2 protein-coding genes are annotated in these 1861 nt (G+C 44.4%); both read left to right on the top strand.

All coding sequences use genetic code 11. The features are described 5' to 3' along the window. Positions 1-93: 93 nt before the first annotated feature. Positions 94-1053: a polysaccharide deacetylase family protein gene (locus tag ABW391_RS29380; protein WP_353485468.1), complete on the top strand. Its 960-nt coding sequence runs from the start codon at positions 94-96 to the stop codon at positions 1051-1053. After that, entirely contained in the window at positions 1050-1832 is a 783-nt protein-coding gene (locus ABW391_RS29375) for a formyltransferase family protein (protein WP_353485467.1), read from the top strand. Before ABW391_RS29380 ends, ABW391_RS29375 begins: the two co-directional genes overlap by 4 nt. Positions 1833-1861 lie beyond the last annotated feature (29 nt).

Here is a 1861-nt window from a genome sequence, read left to right as displayed (position 1 = left end):
ATTGGGGTCAGTCCTCTATTATTTTCTATTATTTTTGAAAAATGTGAATTGAAAATTTAATTGTTTCAACAGATTAACAAATGAGTACAACGAATGCTAAATAATTTTAGCAGTGGACTCCGCCAAATGGCGAAGACTATTGCCTTTACAGCACTAGGAAATGGTCCGTTGCTTCGCAGGCGTCTCCAAGCTTTGTCACGTGCCGGAAGAACTACCATTTTGAACTTGCATCGAGTCGCGCCGGACGACGGTAGCGATTACCGACCATTGGACCCTGGCCTGTTCGACGAGTTACTTTCATTCGTGAAACGCGAGTTCGCCGTTGTGACCATCAGTGAACTTGCCGAACAATCTACTAGACCAAAACTTGTTTTGTCATTCGATGATGGATACCGAGATTTTGTCATAAACGCTATGCCGATCCTCGCAAAGCATGGGCTACGGGCTAATCAGAACATCATTCCCAAGTGCGTCGATAGCGGATTACCACCTCTAAATGTACTTGCTCAAGATTTTGTGGGCAAGGCCCCCAGAGAACTTGTTGAGCGACTTCAAATCAAGGGATTTAGTGCACAAGTTGATGTCAATTTCGGGAGGCGGCTTTCACGTTTTCTCAAAATGAGACCCCAGGCAGAGCAAGACCAAATAGCCACTTACCTACTCCCGCAGTTTTATGATTGGGGAGATTTCGAGCCCACGCCAATGATGACGTTGGAGGAGATAAGGAGCCTTGGTAACCATGAACTAGGGGCACATTCATATGCTCATTCCTCAATGGAGTATGAGACAGACGAATACCTAGACGCTGATGTTCAGTCTTGTGTGGCATATTTCAAAGACAAGCTTGCTGCACCTATGAGTATTTATGCATTTCCGAACGGAAGTTGTCGCGCAGGTCAGGCCGAACAAGTACTTGCCCATGGCGTGGATCATGTACTTCTAGTTGGCGAAAAGTTCGATGAGGGTGAATGTATTCACACACGCTTCACCTTCGATGGAAGATCTAGATCGGAGATTAAGTTCAAAGCACTTGGTGGTATTTCTCGCCTATGAAAATCTTTTTAATCTTCGGGGCTGGCGCCAATCAATGTGCGCTCGCTCAACGTTTACACCAAGACATTCCACTTGCTCACATCGCTAAGATTAATATAGCGCGCAAAGGAAAGAGAAAAATTGTACGAACTTTAGTATCTCGCACATTAGCCTTTGGTCTCCATAAGGCATGGGCGAAAATGATGAATCATTATGAAGATCTATTCGTTGATTGGCCATCTGTATCCTCTAGCGTACATTCTTCCGCCAATGCAGAAAATTTGGTGACCCTGATTGAACGTGAAAACCCAGACCTTGTGCTTGTGTCTGGCACCGATCTACTTACTGGTGCGACGCTAGACCGATTTTCGACCAGGGTAATGAACCTTCACACAGGTATTTCACCGTACATAAAAGGCGGACCAAATTGTACAAACTGGGCGTTGGCGCTTAATGAGTTTGATCTAATTGGTAATACAATTATATGGATTGATCCTGGGATTGATACGGGTTCAATAATCACAACTGAGCGGACCCCTCTAACTGGGAACGAAAGCCTGACCGAACTTCACATTAAAGTAATGGATCATGCGCATGATCTGTATTGTCGCGCTGTGAAGTCGTTCATTGAAGGCAAAAAGTTGCCATCAGTTCCCCAAAATAGCATCGGCAAAGGGAGACTTTTTTATACACGCGACTGGAACAGCATCGCCATGATTAAGGCCTCCATAAATTTCAAATTTTGTTACGGGCTTTTTAAAAGTCGAGCAGATATTCAGTTAATCAAAATCAAGGATTAATTGGGGTCAGACTCCAATTGTTTCCCGGA

It is taken from the genome of Haliscomenobacter sp., assembly GCF_040403615.1.
GTDB lineage: Bacteria > Bacteroidota > Bacteroidia > Chitinophagales > Saprospiraceae > Haliscomenobacter.
The sequence above is the reverse complement of the archived record's forward strand: the minus strand, read 5'-3'. Positions and strand labels throughout refer to the sequence as shown.

Excerpts from the sequence above, each read along its gene's own strand:
- ABW391_RS29375 (WP_353485467.1), top strand. The coding sequence starts at position 1,050 with ATGAAAATCTTTTTAATCTTCGGGGCTGGCGCCAATCAATGTGCGCTC.
- ABW391_RS29380 (WP_353485468.1), top strand. The coding sequence starts at position 94 with ATGCTAAATAATTTTAGCAGTGGACTCCGCCAAATGGCGAAGACTATT.